Source organism: Mesorhizobium sp., assembly GCF_004963255.1.
GTDB lineage: Bacteria > Pseudomonadota > Alphaproteobacteria > Rhizobiales > Rhizobiaceae > Mesorhizobium.
In genome coordinates, this window is the sequence record NZ_SUGA01000005.1 from 99,144 (window position 1) to 115,352 (window position 16,209).

Here is a 16,209-nt window from a genome sequence, read left to right on the forward strand (position 1 = left end):
CTGGTCAGCCGCGATGGCGCGCTCTGGCGTTGGGACGGCCTGACGGCCAGCGCCGACGCCCCGACCCCCGCCGCGCTGCGGCTGGCGCAGAAGAACCGCCTGGCCGAGCTTGATGCCGAAGCCGTGCAGGCGACGCGCGTCGTGCGCGAGGCGGAGGATGCGCTGGCGCATGCGGAGCAGGCGATGCGCCTCGCAAGCGAGGCCGAGCGCAATGCGCGCCAGGCCGCCCGCGACGCCCAGCATGCGCTCGATGCCGCCCGCAATGCGCTGGCCGAGGCCGAGAAGGCCGGCGGCGAGTTGGTGAGCCGCCGCGCTGCCTTGGACGACGCCCGCGCGCGCATCGTCGAAAGCCATGAGGAGACGCAGGCTGCCTTCCTCGAAGCCGAGGAGATGCTGAAGGACGCGCCCGATCTCGGCGATCTTCAGCTGCAGCTCGAACAGGCCTCGGCCAATGTCTCGCGCGACCGCGCCACGCTTGCCGACGCGCGCGCCGTGCATGAGGGGCTTCGCCGCGAGGCCGAGGCGCGCATGCGCCGGCTCGACGCCATCGGCGCCGAGCGCAGGAACTGGGTGGAGCGCGCCGAGAACGCCTCGACGCAGATCGCCGCGCTTGGCGAGCGCAAGGCGGAGGCCGAAGCCGAGCGCGAGCGGCTGGCGGATGCGCCGGACGAGATCGACGCCAAGCGCCGCGCTTTGCTGACGCAGCTTTCCGAGGCGGAGGCGCTGCGCCAGACGGCGAGCGACCGCCTGCAGGAGGCGGAAAACAAGCAGGCCGAGCTCGACAAGGCGGCCACCGCCGCGATCCAGTCGCTTGCCGAGGCGCGCGAGACCCGCGTGCGCGCCGAGGAGCGGCTCACCGCTGCCGACGAGCGCCGCGCCGAGGTCGAGGCGCGCATCCAGGAAGCGCTGAACACGCCGCCGCACCTCGTCATCAAGCATACTGGCCTCGAAGCCGACGATCCGATGCCCGACATGGCCGAGATCGAACGCCAGCTCGACCGGCTGAAGATCGAGCGCGAGCGGCTCGGCGCCGTCAATCTGCGCGCCGAGGAAGAGCAGCGGGAGCTATCGGAGCGGCTGGAGACCATCGTTTCCGAGCGCGAGGACATCATCGAGGCGATCAGGAAACTGCGCCAGGCAATCCAGAGCCTCAACCGTGAAGGCCGCGAGCGGCTGCTCTCCGCCTTCGAGGTGGTCAACGGTCATTTCCAGCGGCTGTTCTCGCATCTGTTCGGCGGCGGCACGGCCGAATTGCAGCTGATCGAGTCGGAAGATCCGCTGGAAGCGGGCCTGGAAATCCTCGCCCGTCCGCCCGGCAAGAAGCCGCAGACCATGACGCTGCTCTCCGGCGGCGAGCAGGCGCTGACGGCGATGTCGCTGATCTTCGCCGTCTTCCTCACCAATCCGGCGCCGATCTGCGTGCTAGACGAAGTCGACGCGCCGCTCGACGACCATAATGTCGAGCGCTTCTGCAACCTGATGGAGGAGATGGCGAAGACGACGGAGACCCGTTTCGTCATCATCACCCACAACCCGATCACCATGGCCCGCATGGACCGCCTGTTCGGCGTCACCATGGCCGAGCAGGGCGTCAGTCAGCTGGTCTCGGTTGACCTGCAGGCCGCCGAGGCGATGCGCGAGGCGAGCTGAGCTCACCTCTCAGGTTCGACGACCAATCCTACTTTTCCGGAGCTGTCGCCGGAGCAGTATATCTGCGCCGCACGGCGTCGATCACCAGCTTGCGGCTTTCCTCGGCCGACAACGCCTTGTTCTTCTCCGCCTCCGCCGTTTCTCGGGCGAGGTCCTTGTCCCTGATCTGCTGGCGGAACCATTTCGAATAATCGCCGGCGCGCAAATGGTGTTCCCATGTCTTGTCGTCGATGCCTTCCGCCATCTGCGCGAAGATGATGAGGTTGTGGGCTCTGAGGTTCATCGCCTTCTTCGGTCCGGTGAAATAGAAGCTGCCCGCCTCGTCGAGCTCGCCCTCGGCATATTTGCGGCTGTGCCGCTTCAGCGACTGGGCGGGCTCGATCGCCTTGACCGTGACCGGCGTCTTGCCGTTATGCGGCCGCCAGAACAGCACGCGGTCGCCCTTGGGCGATGAAATGTCTTTCGGCGCCTGGAGCCCTGTTTCCTTGCAGAAGGTCTTGATCACGCCCTTGGCCTTGGGACCAAGCGCAATTACCGCCGTTACCAGGCCGAGCGCGTCAGTGGAGATTGCTTCGGGATGGACGGTGATCAGCACCGTGCCGGGCAGCTCGATCGAAAGCACGGATCGCGTGTCCCCGCGCCGCTTCGGCATCAGATGATGCGCCTCGTCGAAGATCAGCCAGTGCGGCCTTGCCGTTCGGTAGCGGACATTGCCGAGGCCGGGCAGCAATTCGGCGAAGAAATCGGGCCGCTCATCGACCTTCAGCGCCAGGCCGTTGACCACGACATTGGTCTGCGGCTTCTCGATCAGTTCCAGCAATTGCTCCTTGTTAGGCGCGGTCGTGCCGTTGCCGAGCGGCACCGCGCCGTTCAGCCCGTCATAGTCGCCCTCGGGGTCGAAAATGCAGAACTGCAGACCCTTCTCGACCAGCCGCTCGGTGAGCGCCGTGGCCAGGGTCGATTTGCCGATGCCTGAGCTGCCGGCGATCAGCACTGTTTCCATTGGCGACAGATAGATGTCCTTGCCGCGCGACGTTCCGAGCAGCACGCCGCCCAAGCGCTTCTTGGCAATGAGGTGGTCGTGCTTGATCAGCTTGCGGATCAGTTCCTCGACGCCCTTGCCGCGCGCCTCCTTGGTGATGAGATCCGCGGTTTCCTTGACGGCGGGCAGCGCGTTGGCCACCGCGACGCTGCAGCCGGAAGCCCTGAGGAAGGCGTGGTCGTTCTCGGCGTCGCCGACCGCCACGACATTGTGCGGCGACAGCTTCAGGTCTTCGAGCGCCGCCGCCAGCCCGGTCGCCTTGTTGACGCCCGAGGGCAGGATCATCACCGCGCCCTTGTTGAAGATGATCTCCAGCTCCAGCCCGAGCTTCTTGATGACGTCGAGCACGGTGGCTTGGTGCGGCTCCCAGGTGGCGACGATCGAGCGGCCGACCGAGAGCGGCTTGACCCCACGCTTCTTCAGCCTGTCGACAAGATCCTTGGAAGGCGAAGGCGAGATTGTGCGCTCCTCCTCGCTGGCCGGCGTGTAGATCAACGCGCCGTTCTCGGCGACCACCTTGTCGAACAGGGAAAGTTCGGGAAAGACTTCCTTCAGATCGGGCAACTCGCGCCCGGTGACCAGGATGAGCTTTCGCCCGGATTTCTTCAGCTTCTCCAGCGCCGAGATCGTGCTCGCGGTGACCAGCCCGTCATGCGCAAGCGTGCCGTCATAGTCAGTGGCCAATGCCATGAAATACATTGGTTGAGCCTCTCCATCGTCCGTTTTGCCGGTCGCCTGGAAAAACCAGCCGGGTGGACAACAACGCCTGTTGGCGGAAAAGGTTTAGGCTGGGCACTGGATTTGTCGGGCTGGCGCCAGGTCCGTCCTGCATCGTGGCGGTCAACTCGCCGATACCATGGAACGATCGGGCGCCAGGATCTCGATCGGCCCACTTGCCGCGCGGCAACGCCTTCGCTACTGCCATTCCATGGCAACGCACAAGCTCATCAACACCACGTGGCACAATGTCCTCGGGACGGTCGCGCCGGCGCTCACAATTGCGTCCGGCGATGTCGTGATCACGGAGACGCTCGACGCTAGGGGCTTCGACAAGAACGGTGCGCGACCGGCTCATGGTCCAAACCCGATGAACGGCCCGGTCTTCGTGACGGGAGCCGAACCGGGCGACGCGCTCCGCGTGGACATCCTGAGCATGGATCCTATCCGCCCCTCCGGCTGGACGATCTCGTCGCTGGCCGCGAACGTTGTCGATCCCGAGGCTGCTCGCCAATTACCGGCGCGGGACAGAGCCGACTGGCTGATCGATCTGGAATCGCGAACAGTGAAGCTGCAGGAGCCGCCGCCAGGCCTTGAGAACTTCGTGCTGCCGCTCGAACCGATGATCGGCTGCTTTGGCGTGGCGCCCGCGATGGGCCAGGCTTTCTCCACGGCGACAAGCGCGGAGAATGGCGGGAACATGGATTATCGCGGCTTTCGGCCCGGCGCGACCGTTTGGTTTCCCGTTGCGGTGGAGGGTGCGCTCTTCTTCGCGGGCGATTGCCATGCAACGCAGGGCGATGGGGAGATCGTCGGAACCGGGATCGAGACCTGTTTTGAAGTGCAGCTACGCCTTAGCGTGGAAAAGAACAGGCAATTGACATGGCCTCGCGGTGAAAACGAAACGCACATTTTCTCGGTCGGCAACGCTCGGCCGCTCGATCAGGCCCTTCAGCATGCGACCACGGACATGCTCAACTGGCTGACCAGCGATTATGGATTGTCCGCCGCCGCCGCATCGCATCTGATGGGACAGGTTGTCCGGTATCACGTCGGAAACGTCTTTGATCCTGCCTACACGATGGTCTGCCTTGTCGAAAAGCGATGGCTTCCGACACCGGCATCCGTCGGCTGAGGAGCGCACTGTCCAAGGTGCGCCAACCGGCACCCGCTGCGGGCGGCATGCATCAGATTGTCTGTGACGGCATGAAGCGGACGCTTGCCGAGCGGCTCTCGCCAGGCGCGAGCACCATGCAGCCTGTGTCTTCGTCCAACCGGTTGAAGGCGTCGGTGATGTTGCTGACCGGCTCGGCGCAGAAGAAAGGCTCGCCTGGCGGTGTGTAAAGCACCAGGAAATCGAGTGGTGGTTCGGCCTCGATGTCCAGCAGCCGATCTTCATCCGGCCAGGTGGTGCGCGCCCGGCGTGTCCATCCGGTGAAGACGGTGTCGAATGCGGCCTCGGCGACGTCGAAGCCCGTGGTCGGATTGGCACCCGCCGGCGGCGAAACATGGCGCGTCGGCAGAACCTCGGCGTCGGTTTCCCACATGCCAGCGACATCGGCCTGGATATGCGTCCACGGCGTGGCGGGAAAATAGGGATGAAGTCCGAACCCGGCCGGCATGGGCGTGTCCGAGAGGTTGCGCAATGAGATCCGGATGCTCAGGCAACCCCGCACGAGTCCGATCCTCTGCTCGGCCTCGTAGCTCCAAGGCCAGGAATCGGCATCGTGGCGATAGCGCAGGATCACCACCCTGCCTTGCTGGTGTCCTTCCAGCGTCCACGGCCGTCGCCAGCCATGGCCGTGCTCATAATGCGGGTCGTCTGGGCGCGTCGGCAACTCGATGGTCCGGCCGGCGAAGCTGAAGCGGCCGCCCCTTACGCGATTGGAGTAGGGGACCAGCGGAAAGCAGGCCATCGCGCCCGCGTCGCGGCTGTCGAGCGCGGCGGGCAGGGCGGGACGTAGCCAATCGACGGCATGCCCATTTTTCCGCCAGCGATATGACGCCAGCGCGCCGCCGGCGGCCGGGGCGATCTCGAGCGTCGCCACCCCGTCGGTGATCGTGACCAGGCCGTCCGCGCCCCTAGTCTCAAAATTTCCGTCCATCCTCTCTCCAGCGGCTTGACTCTCATCGATGGCTGGATAAAGACATATCATATGAATAGTATGAAGAATACAAAATCCTTCAGCACCGCCCGCACGTCGCGGGTCGTCGCGGCGGTCGCCAGCGGCTCGACGGCGCTGCATGCGACGGTCGTCGAGCAGATCGGGCTGCGCATCGTCCAAGGCGATTTCCTGCCAGGCGAGGCGCTCCCCAATGCGGATGATTCCAGTGAGATGCTGGGCGTCAGCCGCACCGTGCTGCGCGAGGCCATCAAGGTCCTGGCGGGCAAGGGGCTGGTCGAGTCGCGGCCGAAGACCGGCACCCGGGTGCGCCCACGCTCCGACTGGAATTTCCTCGATCCGGACGTCCTTTCATGGCGCTACGCGGCGGGCGTTAGCGCCGAGGACGTCACGGCCCTTTTCGAGCTGCGCCGGGCGATCGAGCCGATGTCGGCCGCGCTCGCGGCCAAGCGCGCGACGCCGGCGCAGCTTGCCGACCTCAACGCCGCGCTTGCCGAAATGGAAGCCGTGGGCGACGACGGCGACCGCTTTGCCAAGCCCGACCTCATCTTCCACCAGACCATCCTGCGCATGACGGGCAACGAGCTGATCGGCTCGCTGGCGGCGCTGGTGGAAACGGCCCTGGTGATGAGCTTCCGTCTCTCCAACGACAATCCGGAAGGGCAGCGTCACTCGCTGCCGCTGCATCGCGAGGTGGCCGAGAAGATCGCCGCCGGCGATGGAAGCGGCGCGCAGCAGGCGCTTCTCGTCCTCATCGACAATGCCGAGGAAGACGTTCGCCGCAGCGTCGAGAACCGCAACAGGCGCCGGAAGGAGCAGAGATCGTGAGCGAAAGACGAAAGCTGCGGTCGACAGCTTGGTTCGGCGGTGAAGGCAAGAACGCCTTCATGCACCGCAGCTGGATGAAGAACCAGGGCATTCCGGACGATGCGTTCGACGGTCGCCCGGTGATCGGCATCTGCAACACTTGGTCGGAGCTGACTCCGTGCAATGCGCATTTGCGGGCGCTCGCCGATCACGTCAAGCGTGGCGTCTATGAGGCCGGCGGCCTGCCGGTCGAATTTCCCGTGACATCGCTCGGCGAAAGCAACATGCGCCCGACCGCGATGCTGTTCCGCAATCTGGCGAGCATGGACGTCGAAGAGTCCATTCGCGGCAACCCCATCGACGGCGTCGTGCTCATGGTCGGCTGCGACAAGACCACGCCGTCGCTGCTGATGGGGGCGGCGTCCTGCAACCTGCCGACCATCGCCGTGTCGGGCGGCCCAATGCTGAACGGCAAGTTCCGCGGCCAGGACATCGGCTCAGGCACCCATGTCTGGAAATTCGCGGAGGACGTGAAGGCGGGGCGCATGAAGGTCGAGGACTTCCTCGCCGCGGAGCAGGGCCAGAGCCGGTCGGCCGGCAGCTGCATGACCATGGGCACCGCGTCCACCATGGCCAGCATGGTCGAGGCGCTGGGCATCGGCATGCCGGACAATGCCGCCATACCGGCGGTCGACTCGCGCCGTGGCGTGCTTGCGCAGCTTGCCGGACGGCAGATCGTCGACCTTGTGCACAAGGACGTGACGATATCGCAGATCCTCACCCGGCAGGCCTTCGAGAACGCCATCCGGGTCAACGGCGCCATCGGCGGATCGACCAACGCCGTGCTGCACCTCATAGCGATCGCGCATCGCGTCGGCGTCGATCTCAGCCTCGACGACTGGGATCGCCTCGGCCGCGATGTGCCGACGATCGTCGATCTGATGCCGTCGGGCCGGTTCCTGATGGAAGATTTCTACTACGCCGGGGGGCTGGCTGCGGTCATGGCGTCGCTGGATGGGGCGGGGTTTCTCCATCGCGACGCCATGACCGTCAGTGGAAAGACGATCGGCGAGCTGGTCGACGGCGCGCCGAACTACAACAGCGAGGTGATCCGGCCGCTTGACCGGCCGCTGACCAGGGAAGGCGGCATATCGGTGCTGCGCGGCAACCTTGCGCCCAACGGCGCCGTCATAAAGCCGTCGGCGGCGACGCCGGCGCTGATGCAGCACCGGGGCAGGGCGGTGGTCTTCGAGAACATCGAGCACTACTACGCCCGCATCGACGACCCGGACCTCGACATCGACGCCTCGTCGGTGATGGTGCTCAAGAATTGCGGGCCGCGCGGCTATCCGGGCATGGCCGAGGTCGGCAACATGCCGCTGCCGGCGAAGCTCCTGAAACAGGGCGTTTCCGACATGGTCCGCATCTCCGATGCGCGCATGAGCGGCACCGCATACGGCACCGTGGTCCTGCATGTTGCTCCGGAGGCTGCGGCGGGTGGCGCGCTTGCCCTGGTTCGCGACGGCGATCTCATCGATCTCGACGTGGCCGGCAGGCGTCTCGAGTTGCTGGTTTCCGAAGAGGAGCTTGCCGCCCGCCGCCGCGACTGGAAGCCGCCGGCGCCGCCCGAGGGCGGCTACCAGAGCCTCTATGTCGAGCGCGTCCTGCAGGCCGATCAGGGCTGCGATTTCGATTTCCTTGTCGGGCGCCGCGATGCCGGCATCCCCCGCCATTCGCATTAGGTGCCGCAATGAGCGACGAGACCGGGAGCTATGCGATCTACCCCAGCCTGCGGGGCCGCAGCGTCTTCATAACCGGCGGCGGCAGCGGCATCGGCGAGAGCCTCGTGCGCCATTTCTGCGCGCAAGGCAGCCGCGTCGCCTTCGTCGACATGGCGGTGGAGCCGTCCCGGCAGTTGGTGGCGGCGATCGCGGCGCAAGGCCATCCCGAACCGCTCTTCATTCCCTGCGATTTGCGCAATGTCGAGGCCCTGCAGGCGGCCGTCGAGCAGGCGAGGGACCGCAACGGCCCCATCCAGGCTCTCTGCAACAATGCCGGCAATGACGACCGCCACCAGACCGCCGATGTCAGCGTCGCCTATTGGGACGACCGCATGGCCGTCAACCTGCGCCACCAGTTCTTCGCCGCGCAGGCCGTGCGTGCGCAGATGAAGGCGCTTGGCGGCGGCTCGATCATCAATTTCGGCTCGATCACCTGGATGGTCGGCGACCCGGATTGTCCCGCCTATGTGACGGCGAAGGCGGCCGTCTACGGCATGACGCGGGCGCTTGCCCGCGAACTCGGCCCCGAGCGCATCCGCGTCAACTGCATGGTGCCGGGCTGGGTGATGACGGAGCGCCAGATGCGTCTGTGGCTGACGCCGGCCGGCGAGCGCCAGATCGAGGAAAGGCAGTGCCTGCCCGACCGGCTGCAGCCTTCCGACATTGCGCGCATGGCGCTGTTTCTGGCCGCCGATGACAGCCGCATGTGCTCGAGCCAGCAATTCATCGTCGATGGCGGCTGGGTGTGACCCGGCGAGAAGGAAAAAGGTAGGTTCATGCGTCTCGTTCAGTTCAACTTGCCCGATGGCAGCCGTCATGTGGGCCGCGTCAGCGTCGACGGCGATCAGCTCCACATCCTTCCCGGCACCAGCACGGTTCTCGAACTTGCCACTGCGGCTATTGCCGAGGGCAGGTCCATCGCGTCGCTCGTCGAGGAGCGGACCGGCGGCGAGAAAGTCGATTACGACCAGCTGCTGCGCGAAGGCCGGGTTCTCGCTCCGGTCGATCATCCGGAGCCGGCGCGCTTCCTCATCACCGGCACCGGCCTGACGCACACGGGAAGCGCTGCCGCGCGCGACAAGATGCATGTGCTGGCCCATGGCGAGGACGCCGCCGAATCCGATTCGCTGAAGATCTTCCGCATGGGGCTGGAGGGTGGCAAACCCGCGCCGGGAGAGCTGGGCGTCCAGCCGGAGTGGTTCTTCAAGGGCGTCGGCACCTGCGTCGTCCCGCCTGGTGCCGCGCTGCCGCTGCCGGCCTTCGCCAAGGCGGGTGCCGAGGAGGCTGAGATCGTCGGCCTCTACCTCAATGGACCGGACGGCCGTCCCTATCGCATCGGCTACGCGCTGGGCAACGAATATTCCGACCACGTGACCGAGGCCGAGAACTATCTCTATCTCGCGCACTCGAAACTCCGCTCCTGCTCGATCGGTCCAGAGTTGCTGATCGGCGAATTGCCGCCGGAGGTTCGCGGGCATTCCCGCATCCGGCGGGACGGCGCCGTCATCTGGGAACAGGAATTCCTGTCCGGCGAGACGCACATGTCGCACTCGATCGCCAATCTCGAGCACTACCATTTCCGCTACCCGATGCACCGCCGTCCAGGCGATCTGCATGCCTATTTCTTCGGCGCGGCGGTGATGAGCTACGCCTCCGGCATCAAGACGGCGCCGGGCGACGAATACGAAATCCAGGCGCCGCAATTCGGCAAGCCGTTGCGCAACCGGATGCAGGCGGTGCCGGACGAGGGGCTGGTGGCCGTCACCCCGCTGTGACGGCAAGATCCGCGGACTGAGATCATCACAAACAACAAATGGGAGAATGATCATGCTACTGAAGAGACTGCTTCTAGGGATAGCGGGTGTCGGCCTCGGCATCGGCCTGATGGCGTCGTCGGCGCTCGCGGCGAACCTGCGCGTGCTGGCCTGGGATGGCTATGCAGACGCCGATTGGGTCAAGGAGTTCACCGCCGAGACCGGCATCGGCGTCGATGTCGTCTTCATCGGCAGCGACGACGAGATCTGGGCCAAGATCAAGGGCAGCGAGGGGCAGGACTTCGATGTCTTCGCCGTCAACACCGCGCAGCTGCAGCGCTACATCAAGGCCGACCTCGTCACGCCGATCGACCTGTCGAAGCTTCCCAACCAGAAGGACACGCTGCCGCGCTTCCGCGACATCACCAAGGTCAGCGGCGACACCAAGGACGGCAAGGTCTACGGCATCCCGTTCTGCTTCGATTCCATTGGCCTGATCTACGATACCGACAAGGTGAAGCCGGCGCCGACATCGATGTCCGTGCTGTGGGATCCGGCTTACAAGGGCAAGGTGCTGGCCTATGACAATGGCGAGCACAATTTCTCCTTCACCGCGCTGACGCTGGGCTACAAGGACCCGTTCAACCTCAGCGCCGAGCAGATGGCGGCGGTCAAGGCCAAGCTCGTCGAGCTGAAGGGCAATGTGCTCAGCTTCTACACCACCGCCGACGAGGCCCAGCAGATCTACCAGAACAACGACGTCGCCCTGATCTGGGCCAATTACGGCCAGCAGCAGGTCAAGGCCTTGCAGAAGATCGGTGCCCACGTCGCCTACATCAATCAGAGCGAAGGCGCGCTCGCCTGGCTCGACAACTGGGTCATCTCGAAGGGCGTTCGCGACAAGGACGCGGCCGAGAAGTGGATCGACTTCATGCTGAGCAAGAAGGTGAGCGGCGCCTTGTCCGAGCGCACCGGCTTCGGCAACACCGTGGTCGAATCGAGCAGCGCCGGCAGCAACGACAAGCTGGTCTGGCTCAACAATGTCGAGGACCCGACCAAGCGCTCCGACCTGTGGAACGAGATCAAGGCGGCGCCTTGACCCGCCCTCGCCATCCTTGAGGACCTGGCGGTCCGGACCGGACCGGACCGCCGACACGGTATTCTTGAAAGTCAGCCATGAACCAGACCAGCGACCTTCTCACGCTGCGCTCCGTCTCGAAGTCCTATGGCACCGTTCCCGTGCTCTACGACATCGACCTTGCGATCCGCGATGGCGAGTTCTTGACCGTGCTGGGACCGTCCGGTTCGGGCAAGACCACGGTGCTCAGGCTGATCGGCGGCCTGGAGCCGCTGACTTCGGGCGAGATCCGCCTCGACGGCCAGGACATCAGCGGCATGCCGATCAACCGGCGGCCCTTCAACACCGTGTTCCAGGACTACGCGCTGTTCCCGCATCTTACCGTCGCCGGCAATGTCGGCTACGGCCTGTCGGTTCGCCACGTGGCGCGCAAGGAGATCGCGCGCCGCGTCGCCGAGGCTCTGGAATTGGTCCAGCTCGGGCGGTTCGCCGACCGTTTTCCAGCCCAGCTTTCCGGCGGCCAGCGGCAGCGCGTGGCGCTCGCCCGCGCCCTGATCTGCCAGCCCCGGCTCGTCCTGCTCGACGAGCCGCTCGCGGCCCTCGACCTCGAACTGCGCCGGCAGATGCAGGATTTCCTGAAATCCATCCAGCGCGAGGTCAAGACTACCTTCTTGTTCGTCACCCACGACCAGGAGGAAGCCATCGGCATGGCCGACCGGATCTGCGTCATGCAGGCCGGCCATATCCGCCAGCTCGGCAGCCCGCACGAGCTCTATTACAAGCCGAACTGCGAGTTCGTGGCGCGGTTCTTTGGCGAGAACAATCTCGTGGCGGGCACGCTTGGTGAGACGCAGGGCGAATTCCGCGCGATCGAGACGGCGCTCGGCCGGCTGGTCTGTTCGGTCGCCGGCCAGCCGCATCTCAAGGCCGCCGCGACCGGCGCCAGCGGTTTCGCCGCCTTCCGCCCGGAAGCGCTGCGCCTTGCCGGCGACAGCGACGCCGGGAATCGTCTTTCCGGCATCGTCGCCGATCTTGCCTTTGCCGGCTCCTCGACCGTCGCCACCATCACGGCCGCTGGCGATGCCGCGCAGCGCCTGAGGCTGCGCTTTCCGAGCCGGGTGGACGGCAGTGCGCTCAGGACCGGCGAGACCGTGGCGCTTTCCTTCGCGCCGCACGAAGGCCATCTGGTGCTGGCATGAAGAGCGCTGGCCTGGCGCGTCCCGTCGCAATCCGCTGGTCGCCGCTGGTCACCGCGCTTGCCTTCGCGCTGCCGGTGGTGTTCGTCCTGGTGCCGCTCGCGATCTTCCTGGTCTACAGCTTCTTCAGCGTCGACCAGGGCCAGATCGTCTATGTGCCGACGCTTGCCAACTATCTCCGCTTCTTCACCGACCCGGTCTTCCTCCCGGTGTTCTGGCGCACCATCGTGCTCTGCCTCTCGGTGGCGGTGATCTCGATCCTGCTCGCCTATCCGACAGCCTATTTCCTGACGACGCTGCGCGGCCGCTGGCGTTACGCGCTGCTGATGCTGCTCATGGTGCCGCTCTTGATGAGCTACGTCATCAAGATCTACGCGATCCGCAGCATTCTCGGCCTCAATGGTTTTCTCAACAAGGCGCTGGTCGGACTTGGCATTCTCGCCGAGCCGTCGACGCTCTTCGTCTTCAACATGAACGCCATCCTGCTCACGCTGACGCTGCTTTTGATTCCCTTCGCGATCCTGCCGATCTTCCTGGCGCTGGAGCGCATCCCGCAGGTGCTCTTGCGCGCCTCCGACGATCTCGGAGCAAGCAGCCTGCAGACTTTCCTGCGCATCACCTTGCCGCTTTCCATGCCCGGCGTCGCCTCGGCGGCGAGCTTCGTCTTCGTGCTGGCGATCGGCGATTTCCTCACGCCGCAGATGGTCGGCGGCATCAGCGGCTTCACCTTCGGCCGCATCCTCTACAGCCAGTTCGGCACCGCCTATAACTGGCCCTTCGGCGCCGCTCTGTCGGTGGCGCTGGCCGTCGTGGTGATCGTCGCGATCCTTCTCGGCGAGCGCTTCGGGCGCAATCGGGGGGCCTCGCTTTGATCGCCACGCCGCGCCTGTCCAGCATCCTTCTCGCCGCGATAACCGTCCTGGTCGCGGCGCTGCTCTACAGCCCGCTTTTCGTGCCCATCGCGTCGTCCTTCTTTCCCATGGCGCGCGGCGAGGTCGACTGGTCGTCACCGACGGTCGATACCTATGTCGCATTGGTTGGGAATCACGAGATTCTTTTCGCCCTCCGCACCACGCTCGTCGTCGGCGCCTGCACGGTCGTCCTCTCCGTCGTCAGCGGCACATTGCTGGCCCTCTATTATCATGGCCGCCGCGCCGGCCGCTCGCTGCTGCAGTTCATCATCTTCCTGCCGTTCCTGATGCCGCCCATCATCAGCGGCCTGGCGCTGCTGATCTTCTTCCGCGAGATCGGGCTCGAACGCTCGCTGCTGACGGTGGTCATAGGCCATACGGTCTTCGTGCTCGCCATCGTCTATCGCACGGTGCTGACGCGCCTGCAGTCGATGAGCCGCACGCTGGTCGAGGCCTCCTACGACCTCGGCGCGACCAAATGGCAGACGTTCTGGCGCGTCATCCTGCCCAACCTGTCGAGCGCGATGGTGGGCGGCGCCATCCTGGCTTTCGCCCTGTCATTCGACGAGACCATGATCACCATCCTGGTCACCGGCACCCAGACGACGCTGCCGGTACGCCTGTGGGCGATGATGCGACTGGGTTTCTCGCCGGATATCAACGCGCTGGTGGCGCTGATCCTGATGTTCACCGTCTTGCTCTGCGCCCTTGCGGCCAGGTTCCTCATTCCGAAGCAGATCGCCACGCAGCGCAGTTGAAACAGCGCTGATCCTGCGCTGGGCGATGCCCGGGGCGGAGCTGGTTGGCAATGTGAGGGATGGCTGGGGCGCCAGGATTCGAACCTGGGAATGTCGGTACCAAAAACCGATGCCTTACCGCTTGGCGACGCCCCAGCACGCGGGGCATGCCCGCTTGCGCGCGGCCTTATAGGACGGGGCGGCGCAAAGCTCAATGCCGCAACATCAACTAAAAGCAGCTGCGATGCAGGTCGCAATTCGCCGGCAGTACGTCGCTGATCGCCAGCGGCCTGTCCCGGACCACCACGGCCGCGCACCTGCTTCGCCCGCCTGGCCGACATCGGAGCAATCAGCTTGCGCGAAGCCGGCGATGCTGCGTTGCTCACGCCTGCGCCACACGCGCGCGGGAATCCTGCAGGACCGCCGCAAGCGTCTCCTCGAAGGAATGCTCGGGCGCCCAGCCAAGCAGGGTCCGGGCGCGGGTCGCATCGCCGACAATGCATGGCAGGTCGCTCGGCCGCATCCGCAGGGGATCCTGCTCCACGACGATCTTGACGCGGCTTTGCGCCAGCAGCAGATCCAGAATGTCTGCCATGCGCCAGGAGAGGCCGGACGCAAGGTTGAAGATGGTGTTCGGCGCAAGCTTGTTGCTGTTCAAGACGGCGCGCGCATAGGCATTGGCGATGTCGCGCGCATCCAGGAAGTCGCGCCTGGCGTCGAGATTGCCGACACGGATGACCGGCGGGGCCAGGCCTGCTTCGATCCGCGCGATCTGCATGGCGAAGGCCGGCACCGCGAATGCCTCGGTCTGGCCCGGTCCCGTATGATTGAAGGGACGCATCCGAACGCATTTCAACCCACGGTATGACAGCGCGCCGAGCGCGAGGTCGGCCGCGGCCTTGGTCGCGGCGTAGTCGTCGATCGGGGCAAGCAGCGTGCTTTCGTCGAGCGGTCGCCCGATCTTCGCGCTTTCGCCATAGACCAGACCCGATCCGATATGGACGAGCCAGCAGTCCGGCGCCTTTTCGAGGATGGCATTGGCCACGTTGAGCGCGCCGCCCACATGGATGCGCCAGGTGTTCTGCGGATCCGCCCGGGCGGCATCGAGGGCTGCGAGCGCCGCCATGTGGATGACATGCGTTGGCCGGTGGCGGGCAATGGCGTCCTGGACGGCGGCCGCGTCCGTCACATCCAGTTCCTCGACCTCGCCGAAAGCGGGGTGCGGGCCCCCATCCTTGGAGGTCGCGGCAATGACGACCTGAGGGCCGCAGATCTTGCGCAATGCGTCGCCGACATAGGGGCCGACGAAACCATTGGCGCCGGTCATCAAAACGCGCATGCCGGCCTCACGAACCATGAAGCATTGTCCGGATGCGGGTGCGTGGCGGAACGCGGCGTCACAACGGCTGCCCTTTCAACGCCTGGCGGCTGCGTGGCGCGCGAGATCGGCGTCCACCATCTCGCGGATCATCTCTTCCAGGGAGATCGTCGCTTCCCATCCGAGCTTCGCCTTTGCCTTGGCCGGATTGCCGAGCAGGATTGCGACTTCCGCCGGCCTGAACAGGTCTGGATCGATGACAAGATGGTCGTCCATCTTCAACCCGACATGCTCGAAGGCGATGCTGCACATGTCGCGCACCGTCGTCGTCCTGCCGGTGGCGACCACATAGTCGTCGGGCTCTCCCTGCTGCAGCATCAGCCACATGGCGCGGACATAATCCCTGGAATGGCCCCAGTCGCGCCTGGCGTCGATGTTGCCCAGGCGCAGCTCCCTCGCCAATCCCATCTTGATGCGCGCGACGGCATCCGTGACTTTGCGTGTCACGAATTCGATGCCGCGAAGCGGCGATTCGTGATTGAACAGGATGCCGCTCGAGGCATGCAGGCCGAAGCTCTCGCGATAATTGACGGTGATCCAATGGCCGTAGGCCTTGGCCACCGCATAAGGCGAGCGGGGATGGAAAGGCGTGGTCTCCGACTGCATCGGCTCCTGGATAAGGCCGTACATCTCCGACGACGAAGCCTGATAGAAACGCGCCCCGGGCACTTCAAGACGCAGCGCCTCCAGCACATTGGTGACGCCGATGCCGGTGACGTTGCTCGTCAGGATAGGCTGCTGCCATGACGATTTGACGAAAGACTGCGCGGCAAGGTTGTAGACCTCGTCAGGCCTTACGTCGCGCATGGTTCGGGTCAGGCCCGACAGGTCCGTGATGTCGCCATCCACGATCCGCACGTCGTCCTCGATGCCCAGCCATTTCAGCCGCATCGTGTTGACGTCGGCCGTGCTCGACCGTCGCGCCAATCCGTGGACCTCGTAACCCTTCGAAAGCAGGAGCTGCGCCAGATAGGCGCCGTCCTGCCCGGTGATCCCGGTTATCAATGCTGTCTTCGTCATCAATGGTCTCGGTGA

General features: G+C 65.3%; 14 protein-coding genes and 1 tRNA gene. 10 read left to right on the top strand and 5 right to left on the bottom strand.

The window, feature by feature from the left end; all coding sequences use genetic code 11:
• The coding region (locus E5X34_RS08415) for a chromosome segregation SMC family protein (RefSeq protein WP_292562995.1) at nt 1-1,650 on the top strand (1,650 nt) is incomplete at its 5' end.
• Between the two features lie 28 nt (nt 1,651-1,678).
• Here the strand turns inward: E5X34_RS08415 and E5X34_RS08420 are convergent.
• The gene (locus E5X34_RS08420) at nt 1,679-3,391 is read right to left on the bottom strand and encodes an HAD family hydrolase (protein ID WP_292562997.1); all 1,713 of its coding nucleotides are present in this window, start codon (nt 3,389-3,391) and stop codon (nt 1,679-1,681) included.
• A gap of 229 nt (nt 3,392-3,620) precedes the next feature.
• Here E5X34_RS08420 and E5X34_RS08425 point away from each other — a divergent pair, with 229 nt between their 5' ends.
• A complete protein-coding gene (locus E5X34_RS08425) occupies nt 3,621-4,544 on the top strand; it encodes an acetamidase/formamidase family protein (protein WP_292563282.1) in 924 nt (307 codons plus the stop codon).
• Between the two features lie 52 nt (nt 4,545-4,596).
• Here E5X34_RS08425 and E5X34_RS08430 read toward each other — a convergent pair whose 3' ends face one another.
• Nucleotides 4,597-5,514 carry an aldose 1-epimerase gene (locus E5X34_RS08430; RefSeq protein WP_292562999.1) on the bottom strand — a complete coding sequence of 306 codons (918 nt, stop codon included), beginning with the start codon at nt 5,512-5,514 and terminating at the stop codon, nt 4,597-4,599.
• 51 nt (nt 5,515-5,565) lie between these two features.
• On the opposite strand from E5X34_RS08430, the gene E5X34_RS08435 reads away from it, so the two are divergent.
• From E5X34_RS08435 to E5X34_RS08470, 8 genes are all read left to right on the top strand, one after another.
• Complete coding sequence (locus E5X34_RS08435; RefSeq protein ID WP_292563001.1) at nt 5,566-6,360, top strand: FadR/GntR family transcriptional regulator; 795 nt, start codon at nt 5,566-5,568, stop codon at nt 6,358-6,360.
• Nucleotides 6,354-8,081 carry an IlvD/Edd family dehydratase gene (locus E5X34_RS08440; protein WP_292563285.1) on the top strand — a complete coding sequence of 576 codons (1,728 nt, stop codon included), beginning with the start codon at nt 6,354-6,356 and terminating at the stop codon, nt 8,079-8,081. The genes E5X34_RS08435 and E5X34_RS08440 overlap by 7 nt, the downstream gene beginning before the upstream one ends.
• A gap of 8 nt (nt 8,082-8,089) precedes the next feature.
• Nucleotides 8,090-8,869 (top strand): SDR family oxidoreductase, encoded by a 780-nt coding sequence (locus tag E5X34_RS08445; protein ID WP_292563003.1) that lies wholly within the window; start codon nt 8,090-8,092, stop codon nt 8,867-8,869.
• 27 nt (nt 8,870-8,896) lie between these two features.
• Nucleotides 8,897-9,895 (top strand): AraD1 family protein, encoded by a 999-nt coding sequence (gene araD1, locus E5X34_RS08450; protein WP_292563005.1) that lies wholly within the window; start codon nt 8,897-8,899, stop codon nt 9,893-9,895.
• 52 nt (nt 9,896-9,947) lie between these two features.
• On the top strand, nt 9,948-10,973 hold the full coding sequence (locus tag E5X34_RS08455) for an ABC transporter substrate-binding protein (protein ID WP_292563006.1): 1,026 nt from the start codon (nt 9,948-9,950) through the stop codon (nt 10,971-10,973).
• Between the two features lie 77 nt (nt 10,974-11,050).
• On the top strand, nt 11,051-12,151 hold the full coding sequence (locus E5X34_RS08460; protein ID WP_292563008.1) for an ABC transporter ATP-binding protein: 1,101 nt from the start codon (nt 11,051-11,053) through the stop codon (nt 12,149-12,151).
• Complete coding sequence (locus E5X34_RS08465; RefSeq protein WP_292563010.1) at nt 12,148-13,020, top strand: ABC transporter permease; 873 nt, start codon at nt 12,148-12,150, stop codon at nt 13,018-13,020. Before E5X34_RS08460 ends, E5X34_RS08465 begins: the two co-directional genes overlap by 4 nt.
• Entirely contained in the window at nt 13,017-13,817 is an 801-nt protein-coding gene (locus tag E5X34_RS08470) for an ABC transporter permease (protein WP_292563012.1), read from the top strand. The genes E5X34_RS08465 and E5X34_RS08470 overlap by 4 nt, the downstream gene beginning before the upstream one ends.
• A gap of 60 nt (nt 13,818-13,877) precedes the next feature.
• Here the strand turns inward: E5X34_RS08470 and E5X34_RS08475 are convergent.
• From E5X34_RS08475 to gmd, 3 genes are all read right to left on the bottom strand, one after another.
• Nucleotides 13,878-13,952 (bottom strand) — tRNA-Gln (locus tag E5X34_RS08475).
• A gap of 226 nt (nt 13,953-14,178) precedes the next feature.
• A complete protein-coding gene (locus tag E5X34_RS08480; protein WP_292563013.1) occupies nt 14,179-15,135 on the bottom strand; it encodes a GDP-mannose 4,6-dehydratase in 957 nt (318 codons plus the stop codon).
• Nucleotides 15,136-15,210: 75 nt separating this feature from the next.
• Nucleotides 15,211-16,194 carry a GDP-mannose 4,6-dehydratase gene (gene gmd / locus E5X34_RS08485; protein ID WP_292563014.1) on the bottom strand — a complete coding sequence of 328 codons (984 nt, stop codon included), beginning with the start codon at nt 16,192-16,194 and terminating at the stop codon, nt 15,211-15,213.
• Nucleotides 16,195-16,209 lie beyond the last annotated feature (15 nt).